Below are 22,913 nucleotides of genomic sequence, written 5' to 3'. Positions count from 1 at the left end.
ATGAAAAAATTTAAATATATTTTAGTTTTATTTGGCATTGTAATGGTTACAGTGTCATGTCAAGATGATGACTTTTCAGTAGGAGAAATTATTGCTCCTACTAACTTACAGTTAACAGCAGAGATTGTTGGAGCAGATGCTGCTAACCCTAACGGTGATGGTTCTGGAATAGTAAATTTCACATCTTCATCAGACAACTCTATAACCTATAGATATGATTTTGGAGATAACACAGATGTTGTTGTAGCTCCTTCAGGAACTATATCACATAGATTTACACAAACTGGAGTTCAATCTTATGCAGTAACTGTAATAGCTTCTGGAGTTGGAGGTGTAACAAGTTCGACTTCAATAAATGTGGAAGTTTATAGTTCTTTCGAAGACCAGGAAGCAAAAGACTTTTTAAGCGGAGGAGCAGGAAATAGTAAAACATGGTATTGGGCTGCGGATAAACCAGGGAATATTGGACTTGGACCTAATAATCCAGCAGATGGAGAGCATACATGGTCTCAGTGGTTTACGTCAGATGCTTGGCATTCAGATAAACTTTGTATGTATGATGCCGAATTTGTATTCTCACAAGATGGAAATGGAAATATTACTTTTGAACAATTAACAGATATTGCATATACACCTGGCGATTTTGCAGGTTCAATTGGTGTTGATGGAGATACTTGTCATGGAGTTGATGTGGCACCATCACTTGATGGTATTAAAAATGTAAGTTTTAGCCCATCAAATTCTACGGCAACTATTGATGGCGAATATAGAGGTACTACTATTAATTTTTCAGATGGTGGTTTTATGTCATGGTATGTTGGAGTGTATTCTGTTGAAATTATTGAGATTACAGAAACTACATTGTTTGTTAGAATGACAGATAGTTCTAATCCAGCATTGGCTTGGTATTGTAAATACCAAACAGATAATCCTAATGATTAATTATAATTGATTTTTCTTAAAAAATAAGGAGACATAAAGTAATTGAATATTGAATAGAGTTAGTCGCATATTTTTTCGCAGTGTTAAACTGTTATTGATTTTTTTGGTTTTTTCATGTTCTAGTGGTGGAAGCGATGACGATTCAGTTAGCGAACCACCACAGGACATAATTCCTTCTAATCTGGTATTAAATATTGATATAGTTGGTTCAGGCGCATCAAATCCTAATGGAGATGGTTCAGGAGAAATTATTGCTAATGCATCGGCTACTAACGCTGTTAGGTACGTTTTTAAATTTAACAACGAAGAAATTCAAAGTACCAATGGAAGTGTAAATTATACGTTTTTAACTCAGGGAAACAATAGTCATTTAGTATCTGTTTTTGCGTATTCAAGTACAGGACATTCAATTAGTACTTTTAAGAATGTAACTGTTTTTGTTAATGATGAGCCACAATTAATTTGGTCTGATGAGTTTAATACTGATGGAGCACCAGATAGTTCGAAATGGGGTTATGATATTGGAGCTGGAGGCTGGGGTAATGGGGAATCTCAATTTTATACTGATAGAAGTGATAATGTAATTGTAGAAAATGGTCTACTAAAAATTACAGCTAAAAAAGAATCATATCAAGGAAGCGATTATACATCAACAAGAATGACTACTCAGGATAAGTACGAGTTTACTTATGGGAAAATTGAAGTTAGAGCAAAATTACCTGAGGGTGCTGGTACATGGCCAGCTATTTGGTTATTAGGAGCAAATATAGATACTGTTGGTTGGCCAGCTTGTGGTGAGATAGATATAATGGAGCATTGGGGACATAACCCAACTATTGTTTCAAGTGCAACGCATACACCTTCATGTTCTGGTGGTTGTATGGATGCTAATGTTGGAGAAATCACTGTTTCAGATTTTGCTACTGAATTTCATGTTTATGGTCTTGAATGGACCGAAAATAAACTGCGTTTCTTTTTAGATGATAATTTTTTATATGAGTACAACCCAACAGTAAAAAATGCTTCTACGTGGCCTTTCAATAATCCACACTTTTTTATTTTAAATATAGCAATGGGCGGAAATTGGTTTTCCATAGATTCCAATTTTTCTGAATCCACCATGGAGATTGATTATGTTAGAGTATACCAATAAACTATTCTGTTGATTTTTAATGACTTTTAGTAATTAATGAATTTTTTAGATCAAAAAATATTGAACAACGATACAACTATAGATTTTATAAAAATTAATAGCGAAAACTATTATAAGATTTCCAATAGTGATGCAATGCGATCATTTTTTATGAGCATTGTTAGTGATTCTAATCATTGGATGTTTATTTCGAGCAATGGCGGACTAACTGCTGGGCGTAAAAATGCTGAGTATGCACTATTCCCTTATTATACAGATGACAAAATTACTGAGTCCGCTGATATAACTGGGAGTAAATCAATTTTTTTGGTAAATCAATATGACAAAACACATATTTGGGAACCATTTTCAGATCGTTACGAAGGCTTATATAGTACCACAAGAAATCTCTATAAGAGCCAATATGGTAATAAAGTAATGTTTGAAGAGGTTAATGATGACTTAGGACTTACATTTAGATATCAATGGAGCTCAAGTAATATTTTTGGTTTTGTTAAAGAATCAACTCTTATAAATCATAGTGAAGGTTCAGTAAGTATATCATTATTGGATGGTATTCAAAATATTATGCCTTATGGTGTTGGAAGTGATTTACAGAATCAAAGCAGCAATTTAGTTGATGCTTATAAACGTAGCGAATTAGAAGAAAAAACAGGATTAGGTATTTTTGCTTTAAGTGCTATTATTGTAGATAAAGCAGAACCAAGTGAAGCATTAAAGGCTAATATTGCTTGGTCAATAGGATTAGAAAACCCTAAGCATCTTTTGTCTTCTCGTCAATTAAAAGCTTTCAGAAATAGACAATCTATTGCTCAAGAAACAGATGTTAAAGCTGAAAAAGGAGCTTATTTTTTAAATGATACTTTAGAGTTGCATCCTAATGAAGAAAAAAAATGGATGATAATTGCTAATGTTAATCAAAATCATTCTGAAATTGCAGCATTATCTAAGAGTATTCAAGAAGATGCTCAATTGATTAACAAAGTAAAAGAAAACATCAATTTTGGTACACAACGATTAATTTCACTCAATGGTTCATCAGATGGTATTCAACTAACAGAAGATAAGTTCAGGGATACCAGACATTTTTCTAATACATTGTTCAACATAATGCGTGGTGGCATTTTTGATGATAATTATCAGATTGAGAAAAGTGATTTTAAAAATTACATATCAAAAGCAAATAAAAAAGTAGCAAGAAACAATGAGGTAATTATTAATAAATTGCCAGAGGCGTTTACACTTTTTATGCTACATGATTTAGCAAACAACAGTAACGACCCAAACTTTAGACGCTTATGTTTAGAGTATATGCCACTTAGGTTTAGTCGTCGTCATGGAGACCCAAGTCGTCCTTGGAACAAGTTTTCAATTAACACGCGTAGTGAGGTAGATGGTTCAAAAATCTTGGATTACGAAGGTAATTGGCGTGATATTTTTCAAAACTGGGAAGCTTTAGCGATTTCTTTTCCTGAGTTTATAGAAAGCATGATTCATAAGTTTTTAAATGCTACTACTTTTGATGGTTATAATCCTTATCGTGTAACTAAAGATGGATTTGATTGGGAAACGATTGAGCCAGACGACCCTTGGTCTTATATTGGGTATTGGGGAGATCATCAAATTATTTATCTACTTAAATTTTTAGAGTTTATAGAAAAACATAAACCGGGTAAATTGCAAAGTTATTTTACTACTGATTTATTTGTTTATGCTAATGTCCCTTATAGAATAAAAGATTATAAGAGTATCCTAAGTAATCCAAAAGATACTATAGAATTTGATGAAGTGCTAGATGCTAAAATTAGACAAGAAAGATTGGAAGTTGGAGCTGATGGCGCTTTGCTGAGAGATGAAAATAGATTTATCGTTAAAGTAAACTTCATTGAAAAAATATTAGCTACTACGTTGGCAAAGCTTTCTAATTTTATTCCAGAAGCAGGTATTTGGATGAACACACAGCGACCAGAATGGAATGACGCGAATAATGCATTGGTTGGTAATGGCGTATCTATGGTAACGCTATATTATTTGCGTCGTTTTCTGGACTTCTTTAAAACAGTTTTTGAAAATACCAATCAGGATTCATTCGAAATTTCAATAGAGCTAGTAAAATTTTATAATAAAGTTCATGACACTTTAAAAACTCATCAACATCTTTTATCAGACAATTTTGACGATGCGCAGCGCATGCAAGTATTGGAGCCTTTACTAAAAGCTGCTAATGATTATAGAACTAAAATTTATAATAATGCATTTACTGGTCGTAAAACTCAAATTTTGTTAGATAGTCTAAAGGATTTTGTAAATACAAGTATTGAGTATTTAGAACATTCAATTCGTGGTAATAGGAGAGAGGATAAATTATTTCATGCCTATAATTTGATAACAGTTGAAAATGATACTGCTAAAATTTCATATTTAAATGAAATGCTTGAAGGTCAGGTAGCAGTATTAAGTTCTAAATACTTATCTGCTACAAAAGCTGTTGAAATATTAGATGCAATGAAGCAAAGTGCTTTATTTAGAGAAGATCAATACAGTTACTTATTATATCCAAATAAAGACTTGCCAAGCTTTATTAATCGAAACACAATTCCAAAAGACCAGGTTTTAAAATCAGAGTTATTACAACAACTTGTTGCTGATAAAAACACCCAGACTATAGAACAAGATGTAAATGGCGATTATCATTTCAACGGAAATTTTAAAAATGCAAATGATCTAAAACTGGCATTGAAATCTTTACAAGAACCAAGATATAAAGCACTTGTAAAAAAAGAAATGGAATTAGTACTCGAGATTTTTGAAGACATTTTTGACCATAAATCATTCACAGGTCGTTCAGGTACTTTTTATGGTTATGAAGGTTTAGGCTCTATTTATTGGCATATGGTTTCTAAACTATTATTAAGTGTCCAAGAAAATTGCTTGAAGGCTATTAGAAAAAATGAAAGTCCTGAGGTTATAGGGAGACTATTAGACCATTATTATGAGATTCACGCAGGAATAGGTGTACACAAACCACCAAAATTATATGGCGCATTCCCTACAGATCCTTATTCTCATACACCTGCTGGTAAAGGAGCACAACAGCCAGGAATGACTGGTCAAGTAAAAGAAGATATTTTATGCCGTTTTGGTGAGTTAGGAGTTTTTGTTGAAGGTGGTAAATTACAATTCTATCCGTGCTTACTTAGACAAAGAGAATTCTTAAAGGAAGAGAAAACATTTAGATATATAAGTACAAATCAGGAACAAAAAAATATAGAATTATCTAAAAACTCGTTGGCATTTACGTATTGTCAAGTACCTGTGGTATATGAAATTTCGAGAAAAAATAGTATTGAAATTTTTAAGAATGATAATTCAATTGAACTATTAGATAGTTTAATTATTGATGCACAAACAAGTGAGAAAATATTTCAAAGAACTGGAGAGGTTACACTTATAAAAGTGAGTATTCAAGAAAATATTTTAAAGTAAAATGTAAATATGAAAAACAAAGCAAACATTATACTACTAGCTATAGCTGTTGTGCTTACTTTTTCATGTAAAAAAGAACAAACAAAAGAACAATTAATGCAGTCGCAAAAAAGCATATCAGCTAAAGATATTTTGGGTAACTCAGAGTATTTGGCAATTTCTTATGGAGCGTATCGAACTAATTCACGTAAAACACAACCTACTATTCCTGAAATAAAGGAAGACCTTAAGATTATGGCTGCTATGGGAATTAAAATATTACGCACTTATAATGTACATTTTCCTCATGCTGAAAATATTTTGAAAGCAATTTCTGAACTTAAAAAAGAGGGTTCTGATTTCGAAATGTATGTAATGTTAGGAGCTTGGATTGAAGCAAAACATGCCTTTACTGATGTGACAGAAAAGATTCGTAATCAAGATGGAGAGAGATATATGCCTCAAATCGACAAGATGATTGGGAACGAAGCTGAGATGAAAGAGGCTATTAGACTCACTAAGCAATATCCGAATATTGTTAAGATTTTGGCAGTTGGGAATGAGGCTATGGTGCATTGGGCTACCGAATATTTTGTTGAACCAGCAATCATTTTAAAATGGGTAAATCACCTTCAGCAATTAAAGAACAAAGGAGAACTCCCTAAAGATTTATGGATTACAAGCTCTGATAATTTTGCAGCTTGGGGAGGAGGTGATTTAGTCTATCATAAGGAAGATTTAGTTAAACTAATCAAAGCAGTTGACTATATTTCTATGCACACATATGCGTATCACGATACCCATTACTCACCTGATTACTGGGTTAATGACACCACGACATATGATACCGATTTGCAAAAAATTGAAGCTGCAATGTTAAGAGCCAAAATGTATGCTAAATCTCAATATAATGGTGTAAAATCTTTTATTGATGGTTTGGGAATAGATAAACCAATTCATATTGGTGAATCAGGTTGGGCTACACAATCCAATGGGTTATATGGAAGTAATGGTTCAAAGGCTACAGACGAATACAAAGCTGCACTTTATTATAAGCATTTACGTGAATGGACAAATGAAGCTGGAATATCATGCTTCTATTTTGAAGCCTTTGATGAAAACTGGAAAGATGCTGGAAACCCAGGAGGTTCAGAGAATCATTTCGGATTATTTACCCTAGATGGAAAAGCTAAATACGCACTATGGGATTTAGTGGATAAAGGTGTTTTTGACGGTTTAATAAGAAATGGTAAACCTATTACTAAAACCTACAATGGCAATAAAGAAGAGCTAATGAAAGATGTTTTGGTTCCAAACATAAAAGCTGAGGTTATTAATAATTAAAAAATGATTAGGAAAATACTATACATATTAGCTTTTTTAAACATGTCATTAATGTCATGTAACGGTGAATCACAAGTTGATGAAGTATCCGTTTCTGAAAGACAGTTGTTGGTAAACAAAAAACCATATATCATCAAAGGTATTTGTTACCATCCAGTTCCTAAAGGCAGTGAAAATTATAGAAATTTTGATAATCTCACGCAAGATTTAGCTTTAATGAAAGAAGCAGGAATAAACACGATTAGAGTTTACGAACCAATTGATGACTTACAGGTTTTAAACCAAATTCATGATGCTGGAATTAAGGTTATTATTGGTTTTGGTTATGACCAAGATGGTTTTTACGACATAGTTTCGGGAACATTCATCAATTACGTAAAAAAATATAAAGACCACAATGCCATACTAATGTGGGAGTTAGGTAACGAATATAATTACCACCCAGAATGGTTTAAAGGCGATATTAAAAATTGGTATGCCAAAATGAATGATGCTGCTGGGTTAATTAATGAAATAGATTCAAATCATCCTACAACTACAGCACATGGTGATTTACCTGATGAACTAGCTCTCGAAATGGGAACAAATATAGATGTTTGGGGAATGAATGTATACCGTTGGGATAATCCAGGAACCATTTACAAAGAATGGGAAAAAGTAAGCAGAAAACCCATGTATTTATCTGAAGCTGGAGCAGATAGCTTTATGAAAATTACCAAGGCTGGATACCAAGAAGGTGAAAATCAACAAGCACAAGCTGATGCAAATGCAAAAATTTTAGATGACGTTTTTGCAAATACTAATATTGGTTCAGGAGTTACTCTTTTCTCATTTTTAGATGGCTGGTGGAAAGCAGGAAATCCTAGTATTCAAGATACAGGTGGAAGTGCTCCAAATAGCACTGGAGTGCCCTATGATGGAGCGCCAAATGAAGAATACTGGGGAATTGTTGATATAGATAGAAATAAGAAAAATACTTTTGAGGTTGTAAAACAGAAGTATAAATCATCAAATAACTAAAACGAGATGATAAAACTAAAACATCATATCATTGTATTAATTGGATTATGTATGAGTTGTAATTCTAATGAATTTGAAGTTTATGAAACATCGGCTTCAGGAAATAAATTGACAAAACTAACTGTATTCACGCCTTCTGATAACCCATCAGAAATCATAATTAATCCTGATAAGACGTATCAAACCATCACTGGTTTTGGAGGCTCATTTACAGAATCTTCGGCCTATTTACTAAATCGATTGAGTAAAAAAAATAGAGATACAATCTTACAAGCTTATTTTGGAGAAGATGGTGCTCGATATTCACTTACCAGAACGCATATTGCTTCTTGTGATTTTTCATTGAATAACTATACCTACGCTCCAATTGAAGGCGATTTAGCATTAGAAAATTTCTCAATTGAAGAAGATAGAGATGACCTCATTCCTATGATTAAGGATGCTATGGCAATTTCAAAAGATGGATTTAACATCATAGCATCTCCTTGGACAGCACCACCTTGGATGAAAGACAACAAAGCCTATGTTGGAGGAAAACTTTTGCCAGAGTATTACGATGCATTTGCCTTGTATTTCAATAAATATTTAGATGCATATAAAGCTGAAGGTATTGATATTTGGGGTTTAACTCCAGTAAACGAACCTCATGGAAATGGTAACAATTGGGAAAGCATGCACTTTTCACCAGAAGAAGAAACCGATTTTGTGCAAAATCACTTAGGTCCAAAACTAGAAGCAGAAGGAAAAGGTAGTATTAACATATTAGGATATGACCAAAATAGAGCTGGCTTAAAAGAATGGGTAGATGTAATGTTTAAAGATAAAGCATCCTCAAAATATTATGCAGGAACAGCCATTCATTGGTATGAAAGTACTTATGATTATTTTCCAGACGATTTGCAATACGCACATAATAAAGCACCAAATAAGTATTTGATTGAAACTGAAGGCTGTGTGGATTCCGAAGTTCCTAAATGGAGAGATGATGCATGGTATTGGAGCAAAGAAGCTACAGATTGGGGTTGGGATTGGGCACCTGAAGAGCAGAAGTATTTGCATCCAAAATACTCTCCAGTTTATAGATATGCAAGAGACATTATTGGATGCCTCAACAATTGGGTTGATGGTTGGGTAGACTGGAATATGGTGTTGGATAAACAAGGAGGTCCAAATTGGTTTGAAAACTGGTGTGTAGCTCCTGTTATTGTGGACCCTGATAATGATGAGATATATTTTACGCCACTATATTATACCATGGCGCATTTTAGCAAATTCATTAGACCTGAGGCTAAAATAATTGAAGTTAAAAATTCAGATAATGAGCTAATGGTTACTGCAGCTAAAAATCCCGATGGTTCAATTGCAATAGTTGTTCTCAATCAAGGCAATGAGGTTAAGAACATGAGTATTTCTATTGGTGAAAAAGAAAAAAGTTTATCAATTAATGCACAAGCAATACAAACTATTATCCTAACAAAATAAGATATGTCAAGTACTACTCTAAATAAAGTTCCAATGACAAAGAAAATAGCGTTTGGCTTTGGTATGCTTGCTAACCAAATGTTTCCAGCTATTATAAGCATATTTATTGTAGTTCTTGTTCAAAGTTTAGGGTTTCCTGGTTGGATGTGGGGTGTGGTATCTTTAGTTCCAAGACTTTTTGATGCTATTACTGATCCAATAATGGGCTTTATTTCTGACAATACGAAATCGCGATGGGGAAGAAGAAGGAAGTATGTAATGTTAGGAGCTATAATTATGGGTGTTTCTTTTATAGTAATGTGGCAATTATTTAAAGACAATAGTCTTGATTATAATTTTTATTATTTCCTTTTTACATCATTAGTGTTTTATTTAGGATTGACCATTTTTAGTGTGCCTTATGTAGCTATGGGTTATGAAATGAGTGATGACTTTCATGAACGAACAAATATCATGGCTATCGCTCAATTTATTGGGCAATGGGCTTGGGTAATTGCACCATGGTTCTGGGTTTTAATGGATGATAAAGATTGGTTTTCATCTAGTGAAGTGGCTGTGAGGGAGTTAGCTGTTTGGGTTGCAATTATATGTATGCTTTTTGCAATGATACCAGCAATATTTATAAAGGGGAAGTCAACTATAAATGAAGATTATGAAAGTATAACTTTTTCAAGTATTCTAAAAAAACTACGCACAATATTTGTAGTAAATTTTGGTGAAGCATTTAAATTAAAGTCATTTAGAAAATTATGTATTGCTACTTTTTTGGTTTTCAATGCATTTCAAACAGTAGCTGCTTTTACATATTTTATTATTGTGTACTATTTATTTGATGGCGTTACTGGTCCTGATGGTGCATGGTGGTGGCCTACCCTTTTTGGTAGTGTAGGAGCGTTAGTTACTTCATTTATAGTAATTCCATTGGTAGCGAAAATGTCCAAAATTTTAGGAAAAAAGAAGGCATTTATGGTTTCACAGTCAGTATCAATCTTTGGTTATATACTGTTATGGTTTTTATTTATACCTGGTAAGCCTTATATGTTTTTATTTGCACTTCCATTCTTTTCATTTGGTATTGGTGGCTTATTTACATTAATGATGTCTATGACTGCTGATGTAATCGACTTAGATGAACTGCAAACAGGGAAACGACGTGAAGGAGTTTTTGGAGCTATTTATTGGTGGATGGTGAAATTTGGTTTTGGTATTGCTGGTGGTTTAAGTGGAGTAATATTTTCAATTATTGGGTTTGAATCTGGTGCTTTGACTCAAACTGAAGAGGCAATTACTGGATTGAGATTGTTCTTCTCAGGATTGCCAATTTTCGGAACTTTAATAGCATTGTACGTTATGTATGACTACGATATTGATGAAAAAAGAGCTAATGAAATTAGAGAACAATTAAACGAACGAAAAAACAGCTTAACAGCAATCAAATAAAGGATTAAGATTATGTCACTTAGAGAAGAAAAATTTTTAGCATTAACTGCTGTAGATTATGATGATGTATCTATTGAAGGATTAAGAAAGACATTTAAAAAAACACTAAAAAATGGCATGCACGGGCTATGTTTTAGCCCTTATATGGATGGGCAAGAACCTGGTCAAGTTATTTCAGAAGAGCAAATAAGACGTCGTATAGAAATTATTAAGCCTTATACGAATTGGATTCGTTCTTTTTCATGTACCGAGGGTAATGAACTTATTCCAAAAATTGCTAAAGAATATGGCTTAAAAACACTAGTTGGTGCTTGGTTAGGAGATGATTCTGAAATTAATGAAAGCGAAATTAAAGGTTTGATAGAATTAGCAAACAATGGCTATGTTAATGTTGCAGCTGTAGGTAACGAAGTCATGTATCGTGGAGACCTAACCGAAGCGGAATTAATTGATTTTATTCTTATAGTAAAAAGTGAAATTAAAGATGTTCCTGTAGGCTATGTTGATGCTTATTATGAGTTTTCAGATAAACCAGCAATAACAGAGGTTTGTGATGTTATTTTAGCTAATTGCTACCCTTTTTGGGAAGGTTGTGACCAAGATTACTCGTTGTTGTATATGAAGGATATGTACAATAGAGCTAAGCGAGCAGGTGGCGATAAACGTATCATCATCACAGAAACTGGTTGGCCAAATGAAGGTACTAATTTAGAAGGCGCATTTCCATCTGAAGAAAATGCCTTAAAGTATTTTATAAATGCCCAAAAATGGTCAAAAGAAGAAAATATAGAAATGTTTTATTTTTCTTCTTTTGATGAATCATGGAAAGTTGGCGCAGAAGGCGATGTAGGCGCTTTTTGGGGGATTTGGGATAAGAACGAAAATTTAAAATATTGAGAAAATAAATCAAAGACGCTCTTTTTATATTAGTATTAATATATGATAACATTAAAGAATTTAGCTGAGAGATTAAACGTTTCTATTTCGACAGTTTCTAAGGCATTAAGTGATAGTGATGAAATAAGTAAAGAAACAATTAGTCGTGTTAAGAAATTAGCTGGAGAACTCAACTATCAACCAAATAGAGTTGCCTTAAGTTTAAAGCAAAATGAAACAAAAACTATTGGAGTTATCATTCCAAATATTTTAAATCGCTTTTTTGCAATGGCTTTATATGGTATTCAAAATGAGGCTACCAAATTGGGATATAGTATAATTACTTGCATAACCAACGAACAATTGGTTAAGGAACAAGAAAGTATTTCACTATTATCAAATGGAAGTGTAGATGGTTTTATTATTGCAGTTTCAGAAGAGACGTTAATGTCCTCTAGAATTGAACATCTTCAAACACTTAGTGAAAAAAGAATCCCAATGATTATGTTTGATCGTAACTTAAATGATGTTGAATGTAATAAAGTTATAATTAATGATTTTAAAGCTGCGCATGAAGTAACAAACATGTTTATAAATAGAGGAAAAAAGCAAATTGCTTTTATTAGTACTATAAATGATTTAAATGTTGGAGCATTAAGAAGAATAGGCTATGAAAATGCTATTAAAATGAGTGTTGTTCCTGATTTAAATCCTATGTATTTATTTATTAAAAAAGAAGATGATTATCAAGATTTGATTAAAAAATTCTTAATAAATAATCCAAATATTGACGCTATCATTGCTGCTGATAATATTACAGGAACCATTACAGTAAATGTAGCTATAAACATGGGTTATGATATTCCAAAGAATATAAACTTAATTGGATTTACAGATGAAGTTGTTTCAAATTTATCTATACCAAAGTTGTCATATATTGATCAAAATGCTGAAACAATTGGAGAAAATGCTTTACGATTGTTAGTTAATGAGTTAAAAAATAAGGATTTGGATAATGCGCATTCAACACTTAAAATTCCATTTAAAATAGTACATAAAGAAACAACAAGAAGTTCAATTTGAATAACACAATGTTCAAATTAGAGATGTTATTCAATTTCTTATAAAAAATTACTAGGATTAATAGTATTTACAGAAGAAACAAAGGACAAATATAAAAGTTATATATGTGAAATGAAGTACAGAACTTTGACCTATGTTCGAACATTTATTAGATTTATTTGAAAGTTTGGAGTGAGTTCAATGAAAAAGATCACTGGGTCCAGACCAGTTAACAAAGCAAGTAAGTCTCTCACTTTTTGTTAAGCATTAAAAGATTAGACTGAAAACAGAGCCTTCGCCTTCAATACTTTTTACGATTATTCTTCCTTTATGAAGTAACATAATCTGCTTGCAAAGACTTAAACCGATTCCACTTCCTGTTGTTTTGCTTGTAAAGAAAGGAACAAAAATATTTTCTAATATATCTTGAGGAATTCCTGAGCCATTATCATAAACTTTTATTACAATATTTCGATTAGAATTTTGAGTTGCTAGAACTTTAATTTCTGGATTATCATGATTTTTGCATGCATCAACAGCATTTAATAATAGATTAATTAAAACCTGCTCGATTAGATGTGTATCTATATCTAATTCTAGCTTTGGACTAGAAATTTTAAACTCTATATCTATATTTTTGGCTTCAATAGATGGAGCCATTAATAGTTGAATATTACTAAACAGTTCAGGGATTTTTACATTTTGCAATTTAAGTTTAGTCACTTTGCTTAGACTACGATAGGTTTTAGCAAATTTTAAAAGCCCTTCACTACGGTTTTTAATAGTTTTAATACCAGAATTTAGGTCATCAAGTTCTAAATGAGAATCTTCTGGTTTTTCAATAGCAATTTGTAGGCTTTTTTGAAGTGTATCTGCTAATGATGAAATGGGTGCGATGGAATTCATTATTTCATGAGTCATTACGCTTAATAGCTTCTTCCAAGATTCGGATTCATTCTTATTTAAAGTATTATCGATATCTTGAATAACAATGAGTTTAAATGCATCTTCTTCAACTTGAAAAACAGTATCAGAAATTAATATTTTGATATTTTCATTTTGTAATGCTATAGAAATTGAATTTGGTTCTCTGTGATACGTATCAAAAATAGTATTGAATAATTCTGGCTTTCTTTTTTCTACAAATTTTATATTCTTAAATGAAGGAATGTCTAGTATTTCTCCAAAAGAATCATTACTCCAAAGAACGTCTCCAGATTCAAGGTTATATGCTATAATCCCAATATCTACCATTTCTAATATCTTTTGCAGATAAACATATTGCGCTTGATTTTTTGAGTTAATTTCCTTAATAGTTCTATTAATTTCATTAAAACCTGTATATAAAAACCTTATATCTTTCGGACCTTTATCTTCTGGAAACCATCTTGAAAAATCACGATACTTTACAGCTTCAAAAAAATCATCCATTGCTACAAAACGACGCTTTACAAATATGTAAGTATTAATCAATAAATAGACTAAGCTGACACAAATAATAACGGTATAAGCTGTATAATTTTGGTTAATTGTATAGGTTAAAGATAGTATAGCACCAACTAGAAGTAGAATTCTAAAAAACAGCCTTAAGATGTAAGTTTTATAGTTCATACTTATCTAGTCGTCTATATAAAGCGGCTCTTGTAATTCCTAATTCTTTAGCAGATTTTGAAACATTTCCTTTGTTTTTTTCTAGAACATTTAAGATGGCGTTTTTTTCAATATCATCTAAATTTAAACTTGCAGTTAAATTGTTTGTTACAATAGTGGAACGCTCAATAGAAGAAAATACTAAATCCTCTGGTTTTAAAACAGAACCATCAGTCATAATCACTGCACGCTCTAACACATATTGAAGCTCTCTGACATTGCCTGGGAAGTCGTGTTTCTTTAATTTTGAAATAAATCCAGAATCAAACGAAAAAGGACTTTTATTATATTTCTCCGCATATAGTGAAACAAAATGATGAGATAATTCAGTAATATCTGTACCACGACTTCTAAGAGGCGGAACGGTAATATCAACGGTATTGATTCTATAGATTAAGTCCTTTCGGAACTTCTTTTCGTCAGCTAATATGTTTGGGTCTATATTAGTTGCACAAATCAACCGTATATCAACAGGAATAGACTCATTGGAACCTAAGGGTGTTACTTGTCTATTTTGTAGCACGGTCAGTAATCTAACTTGCTGTCCTAAGCTAATGTTTCCGATTTCGTCAAGAAATAAAGTGCCACCGTTGGCAGCTTCAAAACGTCCTTTTCTATCTTCTCTAGCGTCTGTGAAAGCGCCTTTTTTGTAACCGAAAAGTTCACTTTCAAAAAGAGAAGACGTTAAGGCTCCAACATCCACCTTCACAAAAGGTTTATCGCGTCTGTTAGAATTATCATGAATGGCACGAGCAATTAAATCTTTACCAGTTCCATTCTCACCTAGCACTAAAATATTGGCATCAGTTGGTGCTACTTTTTTTAGTTTTACAAAAACATCATTCATAACTTCACTATCGCCAATAATCTCAACGCTACTGGAATTAAGGTTTTCTTTTTCAGAAGCTTTGGACTTTTTCCTGCTGACTAAAGTTGTTATGGTTTCTATGATTTTATCATTCTTCCATGGTTTCATTAAAAAGTCGGAAGCACCCTCTTTAAGTCCTCGTATTGCCAAATCGATATCAGCATAAGCGGTCATTAAAATAACTGAAGTATCTGGTTTTTGATTCCGAATTTTGTTCAACCAAAAAATACCTTCATTACCTGTATTGACTAGGCCATTAAAGTTCATGTCTAAAATGATAACATCATAATTGGCACGTTCTATTTGCGATGTAATATTGCTTGGGTTTTTTTCGGTAACTACTTCTTTAACCAGTGGTTTGAGAAGAAGGCGTAATGCAGTGAGTACATCTGCATCGTCATCTATAACTAATATTGAAGCATTTTTTAAAACCATCAATACAATATTACGATTTTATATTCAGCTATTTTATATTCAAAAACTAAAATTTTTTGGGTGTACAAAAGTGTGCATTTTCGGACATAATGTGTATCAAAACCGAACACTTTAATTTTTTGCTAAATCAATAATCGTTTGATTTTCAGCTTGTTATTATTTTGGCATCATCTTCACTATATAAATAGTATAAATAAAAAACCAACAATGGACGTTCCAATTCAGAAGAAGAAATTTTCAAATAAAAAATTAGGCCTCATAATAGGGATATTGGCAATTATGGCTTTAATCGTTTATGTAATTATGCAAACCTCTGGAGGTTCAAAATTAAATGTCGAGAAAGAGCGTATTTCTATAAATACGGTAAGTGAAGATGTGTTTCAAGAAAATATTCCTGTGAATGGTATTGTATTGCCAATTACTACAATTTATCTAGATGCTTTGGAAGGTGGACGCGTAGAAGAGAAGTTTGTTGAAGATGGTGCGATGATGAAGAAAGGCGAACCAATTTTGCGTTTATCAAACACAGATTTGGAGTTAAGTTTAGTCAATCAAGAAACCTCAGTTTATAATCTATTGACACAGATGCAAATTTCCCAAAATGCTGCACGTCAGAATACAATCAATAGACAAAATCAATTCACAGATGTTGAAAATAGTCTAATTGAAGCTGAACGTATCTATAAGTTAAACAAGAGACTCTACGAAAAAGATGCAATAGGTAGAATGGATTATGAATCTTCTAAAAATAATTTCGATTACCAAAAAGAACGCATGAAATTGGCAGAGCAAGTATTATCTGAAGATTCTATCTCATCAAAACTGGAAATTAACCAAGCTAAAAGTTCATATGCTAGAACACAAAGTGCTCTAGAACTTATGCGTAAAAAAGTAGGTGATCTTGTGGTACGTGCACCAATTGATGGTCAACTAACATCATTAGATGCTGAGATCGGTCAATCTATAACCAAAGGAACACGATTAGGGCAAGTTGATGTAACGAGTGGTTACAAAGTAAGAGTGGATATTGATGAGCATTATATCTCTAGAATTTATAACGGGCAAACAGGAACATTTATACTTAATAATAAAACCTACACTTTAACAATTAAGAAAGTGTTTACGCAAGTGACTAACGGTCGTTTTCAAGTAGATATGAATTTTGAAGGTGAAGTTCCAGAAGGCATTAGAAGAGGTCAAAATTTACAAATACGAGTTGCTTTAAGTGCAGAAAAAGAAGCTTTATTAGTTGCTAAAGGAGGTTTTTTTCAGAAAACAGGAGGTAATTGGATTTTTAAAGTCAGTGAAGATGGTAACACTGCTTATAAAGTAAATATTAGGCTAGGAAGCCAAAACACAGAATATTACGAAGTACTAGAGGGTTTAAATCCAGGAGATAAAGTAGTGACGTCGAGTTACGATTCTTTTGGAGATACAGAAGAATTAATATTAAAATAAGAAATCAAAATAACATGAGCACAATGATACAAATTAACGATTTAGAAAAATTTTACAAAACTGAAGAGGTTCAGACCATTGCTTTAAACAAACTGTCCTTTGAGGTTAAACAGGGTGAATTTGTAGCTATAATGGGTCCTTCGGGTTGTGGCAAATCTACTTTGCTAAATATTCTTGGTTTGTTAGATAACTCAGACGGTGGTAGCTTCAAATTTAATGGAGAAGAAGTGTCTGGGTATAACGAGCGCAAACGTTCTGAGCTACGAAAACATAATGTTGGATTTGTTTTTCAAAGCTTTAATCTTATTGATGAGTTAACAGTTTTTGAAAATGTAGAATTACCATTAATATATACAGGAGTAAAACCTGCCGATAGAAAAGTTCAAGTAGAAGCTGTTTTAGAAAAAATGCAGATTATGCATAGACGTAATCACTTCCCACTACAATTATCTGGTGGTCAGCAACAACGTGTTGCTGTAGCTCGAGCTGTTGTAAACAATCCTAAATTGATTTTGGCAGATGAGCCAACTGGAAATTTAGATAGTACAAACGGTAATGAGGTTATGGATTTACTTATCGATTTAAATGACGCTGGAACTACTATAATAATGGTAACGCATAGTGAGCACGATGCAAAATATAGTCATCGTATTATCCGCATGTTGGATGGGCAAAAAGTAACCGAGAATATTTTAGCTTAAAAATAATCATCAATCAATAATCAATCTGGCGATTTCACTTCAGTATAAGTAATAACTAACCAACCAATTTATACTGAAGTGTTAAAGTCAAATCAATCAAAAAACGAACAGTAATTCTTAAAAATTATGCTTAAAAATTATTTTAAAATAGCTTTAAGAAACTTGTTGAAAAACAAAGTATATTCATTTATTAATATATCTGGTCTAGCTATTGGTATGGCTGCAACCATTATGATAGGGTTGTGGATAGCAGATGAGCTTAGTTATGATAATCATTTCGAAAATAAAGCGACCATAGCTCAGGTTTACGAATCGTCATCCAATAATGGGGAGATAGATACAGGGCCTGCAATTCCAAGGCCATTAGAATTTGCTTTACGACAAGATTATAATGATAATTTTAAGCATATTGTAATGTCGTCTTGGACACAACCTAGATATCTTCGTTTTGGTGAAACCAATATATACAGGCAAGGAAATGCAATGCAAGAAGGCGGACCAGAAATGTTGAGCTTAGAAATTGTTGAAGGCATAAGAGATGGTTTAAAAGAGAAAAATGCAATTATGCTTTCTAAATCTTCTGCAAAGGCTTTATTTGGCTCTGAAACTGCCATTGGCAAAATCGTAAAAGTTAATAATCAAGACGATTTAATTGTCTCTGGAGTTTATAAAGATATACCTGAAAATAACACATTTAATGACACGGATTATTTAATCCCATGGAAGTATTATATAACTACTCAGCCATGGTTAGAACGCGCTAAAACATCTTGGGGAAATAATTCGTTTCAAATGTTTGTGCAAATTAATGAAAACACAACAATGGAAGCAATTACTGCCAAAATTATTGATGTTAAGAAAAATGCATCACCAGAAGAAGCAGAATTTAATCCTCAGGTTTTCTTATTTCCAATGAAAGATTGGTATTTAAGAGGTGATTTTGAAAATGGTGTTCAGTCTGGTGGACGCATTGAAAATGTATGGTTATTTGGTATTATTGGCTTGTTTGTACTGTTATTAGCTTGTATTAATTTTGTTAATTTAAGTACCGCACGTTCAGAAAAAAGGGCGACAGAAGTAGGCATCCGAAAATCCATAGGCTCACAAAGAGGGCAACTAATATTTCAATTTTTAAGCGAGTCGTTTTTAATTGTTATTCTATCATTTGTTGTTGCTCTAGGTATTGTATTACTGTTTTTAAATGGTTTTAATAATTTAGCTAGTAAATCGATTGTTTTTCCTTGGGCAAATTTCATGTTCTGGATAGTTTCATTAATTTTTATAGTAATCACCTCATTTTTGGCAGGTAGTTATCCTGCATTGTATTTATCGTCTTTTAATCCAGTTACCGTTTTAAAAGGAACTTTTAAAGCAGGACGTTATTCATCGTTACCAAGAAAAATACTTGTTGTGACACAATTCACAGTTTCTATTGCATTAATTATTGGGACTTTGGTGGTAATGAATCAAATTCAACATAGTAAAGATAGACCTGTTGGATATGATAAAGAAGGCTTGATTCAAATTCCGGTTATGAGTTCTCAGTTTGTAGGAAAACACGAAACCATGCGTAATCAGTTTATTGCTTCAGGTGGAGTGGTAAAAATGACGGCAATGAGTAGCCCAATAACAAATGTTTGGTCTAATCGAAGTGGTTATACTTGGGAAGGAAAGCCAGTAGGTTTTCAAGAAGATTTAGCACATACTACAGTTAATTATGATTTTGTTGAAACTTTAGGTTTGAAGATTATTGAAGGACGAGGGTTTTCACGTGAATTTGCAACAGATTCTAATGCTGTAATTCTTAATGAAACAGCCGTAAAATATATGAATTTAACCAATCCAATAGGTAAGCTTATTAAAGATTCTGATGTAGATGACCCTAACCCAGAACCGCCTTTGAAAATTATTGGAGTTGTTGAAGATATGGTTATTCAATCACCTTATAGCCCAGTAAAACAAGCTATGTATGTTTTTGAAAAATACGGCAACATAGCATTCTATAATTTGAGATTAAATCCTGAAAAAGGAACTAGCGAAAATTTAGAGCTTATCGAAAGTACTTTTAAAAAGAATTTCCCAAATACACCTTTCGACTTTCAATTTGTAGACGAAGAATACGGTAGAAAATTTAGATCTGAAGAGCGTATCGCGAGTTTAGCAAAAGTATTTACAGGATTAGCCATATTTATTAGCTGTTTAGGACTTTTTGGTTTGGCAGCCTTTGTAGCAGAACAGCGAACAAAAGAAATTGGTGTTCGTAAAATTTTAGGAGCCTCTGTTAGTCAATTATGGATGATTCTTTCAAAAGACTTTATAACACTTGTTATTATTTCACTTTTAATTGCTTCGCCAATTGCCTATTACATTATGAGTCAATGGTTACAGAAATTTAGTTACCGAACAGATATTTCATGGGGAGTGTTTTTAATTGCGAGTTCAGGAGCACTAATAATAACCCTTATAACGGTAAGCTTTCAATCTGTTAAAGCAGCGACATCAAATCCAGTAGATTCATTACGAACAGAATAAATCAATCATCTAAAAGCGAACATCATGATTAAAAATTATTTCAAAATAGCATGGAGAAATCTAATAAAGAATAAAGGCTTTACAGCCATTAATATTATTGGTTTGTCAATGGGTATTGGTTGCTTTATTATGATTTCTATGTTTGTCATAGATGAATTAAACTATGATCGACACCACGAAAAAGTAAATCGCATTTATCGAGTAAATTCTGATGTCATTTTTGGAGGCACCGAAATGAGTATGGCTGTGAGTTCAGATCCTATGGGAGAAGTTCTAATGAAAGATTATCCAGAAGTTGAAAACTATGTAAGATTTTATGCATCTAACGGATCTAAATTAATCAAAAAAGGAAATGAATATATTAACGAATCAGCAGTTGCTCACGCAGATTCTACTTTATTTGATGTCTTTACTTTGTCAGCAATAATAGGCGATACCAAAACAGCACTTAGTAATCCAAACACTGTGGTTATCACAGAAACTGCTGCTAATCGTTATTTTGGAAGCCCAGAGCTAGCAATTGGACAACTGTTAGAAACTGATGATAATCAAAGCACGTTGTATAAAGTAACAGCAGTTATTGAGGATATACCAAGAAATTCGCATTTCAATTTCGATTTCTTTTTTTCCATGGCTAATGTAGATTATGGTTTTGGAAATTATTTAAGCCATAATTTTCACACCTATGTACTATTAAAAGAAGGTGCAAATTATAAAGCTTTCAATAAGAATTTCAAAGAAGTTATTAATAAATACTTACTTCCACAAGCAGCACAATTCATGGAAATTTCTAGTATGGATGATTTTGAAGCAAGTGGTAATAAGTTAGAGTATTCTTTAATGCCACTTACAGATATACATCTACATTCCTCGAGAGGTGCTGAATTAAGTGCAAATGGCAACATTCAATATGTCTATATTTTTTCTGCTGCAGCTTTATTTATATTATTGATTGCTTGTATTAATTTCATGAATCTTACCACTGCAAGATCGTCTGGTAGAGCAAAAGAAGTGGGCATTCGTAAAGTTTTAGGTTCTGAAAAGAAAGCGTTAATTGGGCAGTTTTTAACAGAATCAACCTTAATTGCAGTTTTGGCACTTTTTGTAGGCTTATTGTTTGTATGGTTATCGTTAGGTTGGTTTAATGGTGTTTCAGGAAAAGAAATGTCAATGGCTTCTATATTGAGTCCAAAATTTTTAATCTTTATTCTTATACTACCTTTTATAGTAGGCGGATTAGCAGGTACATATCCAGCATTCTTTTTATCTTCATTTCAACCCATTAAAGTTTTAAAAGGAAAATTATCATCAGGTAGTAATAAAAACACATTAAGAAATTTCTTAGTCGTGTTTCAATTTGCCACATCCATCATATTAATTGTTGGAACTATTGTTATTTATAAACAAATAAACCATATACAAAACTCCAATTTAGGATTTAATAAAGAGCAGGTAGTAGTAGTTAATAATTTTGGACTATCACGTGAGACTAGGCAATCTCTAAAGAATGAAATTGAGCAATTGACAGAAATAACATCCGCTTCGTTTGCAGGTTATTTACCAGTAGGTAGCTCTTCGCGTTCGGATACAACATTTTCAACGGAAACTGTTATGACAGAATCTAATGGGTTTAATATGCAGTATTGGAATATAGATTACGATTATTTGGAAACAATAGGTATGGAAATGGAAGCAGGTCGAAATTTTTCGCGTGATTTCGGTTCAGATTCAACAGGTATCATCTTAAATGAAACTGCTGTTAAATTAGCAGGTTTTACAAACCCTATAGGGAAAAAACTATATACAACAGATGGTGATAGTAATCTCGAAGCATATACTATTATTGGTGTCGTTAAAAATTTCAATTTTGCATCACTACGCGAAAATGTTGGAGCCTTATGTTTCCAATTAGGAAATAACAGTTGGGAAACTGCTTATAGATTTAGTACAACCGATGTTAGTGGATTATTGGCGACAATTGAAAACAAATACAAAGCAGCAGCTCCTGGTATGCCATTTAATTATGAATTTTTAGATGAAGCCTTTGATAATATGTATCGTCAAGAAAGGCGAGTTGGTAAAGTTGCAATGTCTTTTGCAATACTTGCAATAATCATTGCCTGCTTAGGCTTATTTGGATTGGCAACTTATATTGCTGAACAGCGTACTAAAGAAATTGGTATTCGTAAAGTACTTGGAGCTTCAGTAACTAATATTGTAAAAATGTTATCTACAGATTTTGTAAAACTAGTCATGCTTGCATTTGTAATAGCAACACCTATTGCATGGTGGTTTATGGATAAATGGCTACAAGATTTTGCATTTAGAATAGATCTTAATTGGTGGATTTTTGCAATAACTGGATTTGTAGCACTATTAGTTGCATTAATAACATTGAGTTTTCAAGCCATTAGAGCTGCAATAGCTAACCCTGTAAATAGTTTAAAGACAGAATAAAATCTATCAATCATCAAAAACAAACAAT

At 32.5% G+C, this 22,913-nt stretch carries 15 protein-coding genes; 13 read left to right on the top strand and 2 right to left on the bottom strand.

The features are described 5' to 3' along the window. The 9 genes from HB672_RS11920 (at position 1) to HB672_RS11880 (ending at position 12,805) form a co-directional block, all read left to right on the top strand. Positions 1 to 942: a PKD domain-containing protein gene (locus HB672_RS11920; protein ID WP_167769757.1), complete on the top strand. Its 942-nt coding sequence runs from the start codon at positions 1 to 3 to the stop codon at positions 940 to 942. 103 nt (positions 943 to 1,045) lie between these two features. Continuing rightward, on the top strand, positions 1,046 to 2,095 hold the full coding sequence (locus tag HB672_RS11915; RefSeq protein WP_167769756.1) for a glycoside hydrolase family 16 protein: 1,050 nt from the start codon (positions 1,046 to 1,048) through the stop codon (positions 2,093 to 2,095). A gap of 36 nt (positions 2,096 to 2,131) precedes the next feature. Continuing rightward, complete coding sequence (locus HB672_RS11910) at positions 2,132 to 5,581, top strand: hypothetical protein (protein ID WP_167769755.1); 3,450 nt, start codon at positions 2,132 to 2,134, stop codon at positions 5,579 to 5,581. A 9-nt stretch (positions 5,582 to 5,590) separates the two neighbouring features. Next, entirely contained in the window at positions 5,591 to 6,904 is a 1,314-nt protein-coding gene (locus tag HB672_RS11905; protein WP_167769754.1) for a glycosyl hydrolase family 17 protein, read from the top strand. 3 nt (positions 6,905 to 6,907) lie between these two features. Further along, positions 6,908 to 7,924, top strand: a complete 1,017-nt coding sequence (locus tag HB672_RS11900; protein ID WP_208864217.1) for a glycoside hydrolase family 2 TIM barrel-domain containing protein — start codon at positions 6,908 to 6,910, stop codon at positions 7,922 to 7,924. A 51-nt stretch (positions 7,925 to 7,975) separates the two neighbouring features. Next, on the top strand, positions 7,976 to 9,406 hold the full coding sequence (locus HB672_RS11895) for a glycoside hydrolase family 30 protein (RefSeq protein WP_244306626.1): 1,431 nt from the start codon (positions 7,976 to 7,978) through the stop codon (positions 9,404 to 9,406). Positions 9,407 to 9,439: 33 nt separating this feature from the next. Next, on the top strand, positions 9,440 to 10,846 hold the full coding sequence (locus HB672_RS14715; RefSeq protein ID WP_244306616.1) for an MFS transporter: 1,407 nt from the start codon (positions 9,440 to 9,442) through the stop codon (positions 10,844 to 10,846). A 12-nt stretch (positions 10,847 to 10,858) separates the two neighbouring features. Then, complete coding sequence (locus HB672_RS14710; RefSeq protein WP_167769751.1) at positions 10,859 to 11,743, top strand: glycosyl hydrolase family 17 protein; 885 nt, start codon at positions 10,859 to 10,861, stop codon at positions 11,741 to 11,743. A gap of 42 nt (positions 11,744 to 11,785) precedes the next feature. After that, positions 11,786 to 12,805 (top strand): LacI family DNA-binding transcriptional regulator, encoded by a 1,020-nt coding sequence (locus tag HB672_RS11880; protein ID WP_167769750.1) that lies wholly within the window; start codon positions 11,786 to 11,788, stop codon positions 12,803 to 12,805. 246 nt (positions 12,806 to 13,051) lie between these two features. On the opposite strand, the gene HB672_RS11875 is transcribed toward HB672_RS11880, so the two are convergent. Together HB672_RS11875 and HB672_RS11870 are read right to left on the bottom strand one after the other, a co-directional pair. Next, positions 13,052 to 14,395, bottom strand: coding sequence for a HAMP domain-containing sensor histidine kinase (locus tag HB672_RS11875; RefSeq protein ID WP_167769749.1), 1,344 nt, complete (start codon positions 14,393 to 14,395; stop codon positions 13,052 to 13,054). Continuing rightward, a complete protein-coding gene (locus HB672_RS11870) occupies positions 14,385 to 15,737 on the bottom strand; it encodes a sigma-54 dependent transcriptional regulator (protein WP_167769748.1) in 1,353 nt (450 codons plus the stop codon). The genes HB672_RS11875 and HB672_RS11870 overlap by 11 nt, the downstream gene beginning before the upstream one ends. Before the next feature lie 207 nt (positions 15,738 to 15,944). Between HB672_RS11870 and HB672_RS11865 the strand changes: the two genes are divergently transcribed. The 4 genes from HB672_RS11865 to HB672_RS11850 all read left to right on the top strand — a co-directional run bounded on the left by HB672_RS11865 (position 15,945) and on the right by HB672_RS11850 (position 22,885). Continuing rightward, a complete protein-coding gene (locus HB672_RS11865; RefSeq protein WP_167769747.1) occupies positions 15,945 to 17,195 on the top strand; it encodes an efflux RND transporter periplasmic adaptor subunit in 1,251 nt (416 codons plus the stop codon). A gap of 23 nt (positions 17,196 to 17,218) precedes the next feature. Continuing rightward, positions 17,219 to 17,896 carry an ABC transporter ATP-binding protein gene (locus HB672_RS11860; protein WP_167770195.1) on the top strand — a complete coding sequence of 226 codons (678 nt, stop codon included), beginning with the start codon at positions 17,219 to 17,221 and terminating at the stop codon, positions 17,894 to 17,896. Between the two features lie 126 nt (positions 17,897 to 18,022). Further along, the gene (locus HB672_RS11855; RefSeq protein WP_167769746.1) at positions 18,023 to 20,428 is read left to right on the top strand and encodes an ABC transporter permease; all 2,406 of its coding nucleotides are present in this window, start codon (positions 18,023 to 18,025) and stop codon (positions 20,426 to 20,428) included. Between the two features lie 24 nt (positions 20,429 to 20,452). Beyond that, complete coding sequence (locus HB672_RS11850) at positions 20,453 to 22,885, top strand: ABC transporter permease (protein WP_167769745.1); 2,433 nt, start codon at positions 20,453 to 20,455, stop codon at positions 22,883 to 22,885. Positions 22,886 to 22,913 lie beyond the last annotated feature (28 nt).

Origin of the sequence: Gaetbulibacter sp. S0825 (assembly GCF_011777505.1) — a bacterium.
Lineage (GTDB): Bacteria > Bacteroidota > Bacteroidia > Flavobacteriales > Flavobacteriaceae > Pontimicrobium.
Note: the sequence above shows the minus strand (reverse complement) of the source record. Positions and strands in the feature narration are given on the sequence as shown.